We start from the raw sequence: 4,086 nt of genomic DNA on the forward strand, positions 1-4,086 counted from the left end.
CCGCCGCCTGGGGGCTCCGCCGGCTGCGCCGTGACCACCGCATCCGCCGGCGCGGCTTCCTCGTCATCGGGCGCGCGGCCGCGCTCGATGTCGCGCTGCTGGAGCATGGCGAGGCACATGAGGCCGAGAAGCCGCAGGCCAGCTTCGAGGGCGTCGCAACCATCGCCCGGTCGCCGCCAGATCCGGCCGGCCACCGCGGCGGCCCAAGCGAAGCCGGCGCGGCAGGCGTTCCCGTCCTCCCACGTGCCCGTGAGAGGCGCGACGCGCACCTCGCCGGGGGCGAAGCGCGTGTCGGCGGTGGCCTCGGCGCCCTCTGGCCAGCAGCGGGCCTCCAGCGGCGCCGCGAGCGCATAGCGCCCGTCATCCCGGCGCGTCATGGGCGCGAGCGCGGCGAGGAATTCGGCGCCCATCGGAAACAACGCCTGCCGCATGGAGCTGCTCGCGGCGCGCGCGTCCAGCGCACGCGCCCATTTGGGCTGTCCTGCACCAGTTTGAGGAAGCGAGCCATTTCCAGCTCAGAAAGAAGGAAAGCGGTGCGGGGGCGGCTCATCAGGCGGCCTCCCCCTCGGTGCGGTGGGCGGCGGTGGCGGTGCCGCGCACCGCCGCGTCTGATGTGGAGCGGCAGGCGCGGGCCTCAGCCCAGGCCATGACCTCCGTCGGCTTGTAGCGAATTGCGCGGCCGAGCTGGACGTACGCAGGCCCGCCTCCGGTCACGCGCAGCTTCGCCAGCGTGATCGGCGCGAGGCCGAGCAGTTTGGCCGCGCCGGACGTGTCGATCAGGGGGACGAAGTGAGGCGCAGCAACGGCGCCTCTGTCATTGTCGTTCATCGCCAGAAGGCTCCCTTTCATGCCGGAAAAGCCCGGCAATCAGGGGCTATCTGCTCACGCCTTTATCCAGCGCAGAGAGGGACAACGTGGGGAAACTGGGTGGGAAAACCAGTTTCCCCATTACCCATGAGTCCCCGATTTCGATTCCAATAGGAATGCAGGAAAGCGCTTTCTGAAGTAATCGCGGATTGTCCGCGAGTCCGGCTCCTCTTGCTTTGTTTCTATCGCCGCGCGCTGAACACGGCGCACGAGTTCGGCCTGTGTATCTGGAGCACCAATTCTTATCATGAAGTGGTCTAATATTTTATTCCATTGACCGCTATCATAGATCGCACCGCTACTTTGAGGATGAAAATCGAATCTTTGAGAGACAGAAGCCAGGAAATTGGGATATGTTCTATTAAAATGATAGAGGATAGACGGGGCGGGTGGAGCACCAAGCCCCGCTCGCGCAGCAGCCTCCCCGATCAGCGCTATCAGCTCGTCTTGGGTGCCCAACCTGCCGGAATCAACCAGGAACTGATCGATAATTTCATCCCACCGGAAAACCGCAGGCCGGCCCCCTTTGTTGCGGCGGTCGCAGCAGGCACCTGCTCGGCCAAACCGGCGCACTCTGAAACCTGCATACTGTCCGCCTGACTTGGCGGCGGAAAACAGGCGCGCACCTGATCCGCCGGGAAGAGCACATCGTCGATGACGGCATGGTGCCCTTCGACGTGGCCCTCTGAGCATGAAATCAGCCCGCCCGCGGCCAGGCTGCGGCCCGCGATTTGACTGCGAGGATAGATTCGAATGGAGCGCACAACCAAGGGCTCGCAGAATGTATCGTCGCAAAACATGTCGTCTGCAAAGCCCACGCCAGAATAATCACTGGCGAACTCGAGGCTCATCCATTCAACGGGGCGCAGGTCTTCGTACCGGCCGGCAATTACCGCACCCGCAATGAGCCGTCCCTGCTTAAGGCAGTCATGCAGCCGCTCGATATTTTCGGGCGCGCGGTGCGGACCACCGCGCACGGGATCTTCAAGCTCGCGCCCTTCGTGTATCCACCAAAGCGCTTGATCCACTGTCCAATGGCGCAGTGCGGCGGGTGGCTCTTTCGGCTGTGTCACCGCCACCCCCTCGCCTTGTCCCGCCAATAGGACGCCAGCGGCGCGGCAATGCGGGTGCCGCCCCACCATGTCAGGCCCGGTGAACGGCTGAAGCGCGCCGCGATGAGCACTTCGCCCGGGGCGGCGCCGGTGGGCTTGGGCAGCTTCATGGGCGGGATGTTCGCGCACCAGGCGGCGAGCGCGTCCGCGGCCATGCGCAATGCTTCCCTTCGGCCGCGGCCGAGGTGAGGCAGCCGGGGCAGTCCCGGAAATCGACGCTCCACCAGGGGCCTTCCCGCTCAAGCCGGGCGAAGTAATGGGGCCGCGCGCCCTCGATCCACGACATGCGAGGGCTCCTCAGTCCTCGGCCGCGCCTGCCGCTCCGGCGCCGAGGCGCACGCCCGGGCCACCGGAGGGCGACGCCTCCCCTTCGGCGATGAAGGTGACGCCGCCGGCTTCAAAGGCTCGGCGGATGGCATCCAGCGTGCCGAGGCGCGTGGCCAACAGCGGGCCGGTCATACCCTCCAGTCGCTTTATCGAGGGCAGGGACACGCCCGATCGTTCGGCTAGATCCTTCTGTTCCCATCGAAGGAGTGAACGGGCGGCCCGGATTTGCTCGGCTAGCATAAATATATCCCTCAGGGTTAATAAAATATGCCTCAGGCATTGACATCGCGCATCGGATATTAGACCTTAGGGATAACGAAATATCCCCTGAGGAGCAAGCCATGGCCAAGATCGAAACCGCGAAAGTGATGCGCCGGGCCTGGGGCCTCTTCCGCGTCTCCATGCAGCGCTTCAGCCGCGCCGTCTTCGCCGGCTTCCTGCGGCAGGCCTGGGCCGATGCCAAGGATGCCCCGGTCACGGCCTATGCCGATATCCAGCGCTGGGCCGCAGTGCCCTTCGGCGCCTCGCGCACGCAAGCCATCCGCATCATCACGTCCGCGCTGGAGTGCGCCCGCGTGCGGGCCGCGCGCTACAGCCGCGCCGGCGAGCCCCGCAACTGGAGCGCCGCCAAGCACCGCAGCGCGACCTCATGCGCGTCGCCAACCTCGAGGCGCTGCTCGCGGCCGAGACCGCGGGCCGCGGCGCCTGAGCGGAGACGGCGCCATGCCCCACACCATCGACCGCCGCCGCCTCATGCGCCGCGCCTGGCATCTCTTCCGCAGCCAATTGGGCGGGGTGGGCTGCATCTACCGCCGCCTGCCGCGCCACGCCATGAGCCTCGCCATGCGCGAGGCCTGGCGCGAGGAAAAGGCCATCGCGGCCGCCGCCGCCCTGCCGCCAGCGGCCCTCATCGCCCGGATCGCGACGATCCGCGAGGCACACCACAACCGCGTCCACTACGGCAGCAGCCCGCGCCACGCCCACGAGGCCGCCGAACTGGCGGCCCAACTGCGCACCCTTGAAGCCGCCGCAGGCATGGCCGCCTGAGGCACCCTATCCACCGAAGGAGAGCACCCCATGGGCAAGACCACCGCCGCAGCCCGCGGCGAACGCCCCCGCACGCTCAATGCGCAGCTGCGCATGGGCGATGCGGGCCGGATCGAGCGCCTCGCGCGCACCGACCTGGAAACCGAACTCGACTATCTGCGCCTGCATCTGGAAGGCCTGGAACTGGCGGTGCGCGGCCTGGACGATGAGGGCGGGAACCCGCGCAGCCTCATGCCGCTGGTGCAGTCGGCGCAAGACCGCTGCGCCGGCATCCTGGCCGCCATCGGCGCGGCCGGCACCAGCGAGGCGGGGCGCACCATGAGCTCGGCGACCTTGCGCACCGAGCGCACCGATCCCTTCCTCGCCGCGCTCGGCGCCTTCGAGGAGGCCCGCGGCCGCCTCCTGGCGGTGGGCAAGGCAGCAGGCCGAGGCCGAGCAGCGCCTCGGCATCGGCTCCACCGCGCCCGAACTCCTGGCGATCGACGCGCAGGCCGGCGCGGCGGTGGAAGCCGACATTGCCTGCCTTGCCGCCGCCATCAGGACCCAGACCACCACCGCCGCCGGCGCGCGGGCGCTGCTAGATCTCGCCGCGCGCGAGCGGCCGAACCTTGATGCCGAGGATCTTGCGGTGGTGTGCGCGCATGTGCGGCCGTTCATGCGGCGCGCCGGAAGCGGCGCACCACCGCCGGCCCCTCGCCCGCCTTCGCGAGGCTCGGCCGCGAGCGCGAGGGCG

The 4,086-nt window shown here is 68.3% G+C and carries 7 protein-coding genes; 2 read left to right on the forward strand and 5 right to left on the reverse strand.

Annotated elements, in window-relative coordinates; translation table 11 throughout:
• From AC2W7M_RS21180 to AC2W7M_RS21200, 5 genes are all read right to left on the reverse strand, one after another.
• Positions 1 to 410 (reverse strand): hypothetical protein (locus AC2W7M_RS21180; RefSeq protein ID WP_486134676.1); only part of this gene is annotated, 410 nt, incomplete at its 3' end.
• Between the two features lie 139 nt (positions 411 to 549).
• A complete protein-coding gene (locus tag AC2W7M_RS21185) occupies positions 550 to 828 on the reverse strand; it encodes a helix-turn-helix domain-containing protein (RefSeq protein ID WP_486134678.1) in 279 nt (92 codons plus the stop codon).
• A gap of 476 nt (positions 829 to 1,304) precedes the next feature.
• Entirely contained in the window at positions 1,305 to 1,946 is a 642-nt protein-coding gene (locus tag AC2W7M_RS21190; protein WP_486134680.1) for a hypothetical protein, read from the reverse strand.
• The gene (locus AC2W7M_RS21195) at positions 1,937 to 2,134 is read right to left on the reverse strand and encodes a hypothetical protein (RefSeq protein WP_486134682.1); all 198 of its coding nucleotides are present in this window, start codon (positions 2,132 to 2,134) and stop codon (positions 1,937 to 1,939) included. The genes AC2W7M_RS21190 and AC2W7M_RS21195 overlap by 10 nt, the downstream gene beginning before the upstream one ends.
• Before the next feature lie 142 nt (positions 2,135 to 2,276).
• Positions 2,277 to 2,438 (reverse strand): hypothetical protein, encoded by a 162-nt coding sequence (locus AC2W7M_RS21200; RefSeq protein WP_486134684.1) that lies wholly within the window; start codon positions 2,436 to 2,438, stop codon positions 2,277 to 2,279.
• Positions 2,439 to 3,029: 591 nt separating this feature from the next.
• Here AC2W7M_RS21200 and AC2W7M_RS21205 point away from each other — a divergent pair.
• Positions 3,030 to 3,353 carry a hypothetical protein gene (locus AC2W7M_RS21205; protein ID WP_486134686.1) on the forward strand — a complete coding sequence of 108 codons (324 nt, stop codon included), beginning with the start codon at positions 3,030 to 3,032 and terminating at the stop codon, positions 3,351 to 3,353.
• A gap of 30 nt (positions 3,354 to 3,383) precedes the next feature.
• The gene (locus AC2W7M_RS21210) at positions 3,384 to 3,965 is read left to right on the forward strand and encodes a hypothetical protein (protein WP_486134688.1); all 582 of its coding nucleotides are present in this window, start codon (positions 3,384 to 3,386) and stop codon (positions 3,963 to 3,965) included.
• The last annotated feature ends 121 nt before the right edge of the window (positions 3,966 to 4,086 follow it).

The sequence above is a fragment of the Xanthobacter sp. BG11Y11_SDJG genome, assembly GCF_057364445.1.

Excerpts from the sequence above, each read along its gene's own strand:
- AC2W7M_RS21195 (WP_486134682.1), bottom strand. The coding sequence starts at position 2,134 with ATGGCCGCGGACGCGCTCGCCGCCTGGTGCGCGAACATCCCGCCCATG.
- AC2W7M_RS21210 (WP_486134688.1), top strand. The coding sequence starts at position 3,384 with ATGGGCAAGACCACCGCCGCAGCCCGCGGCGAACGCCCCCGCACGCTC.
- AC2W7M_RS21200 (WP_486134684.1), bottom strand. The coding sequence starts at position 2,438 with ATGACCGGCCCGCTGTTGGCCACGCGCCTCGGCACGCTGGATGCCATC.
- AC2W7M_RS21205 (WP_486134686.1), top strand. The coding sequence starts at position 3,030 with ATGCCCCACACCATCGACCGCCGCCGCCTCATGCGCCGCGCCTGGCAT.
- AC2W7M_RS21185 (WP_486134678.1), bottom strand. The coding sequence starts at position 828 with ATGAACGACAATGACAGAGGCGCCGTTGCTGCGCCTCACTTCGTCCCC.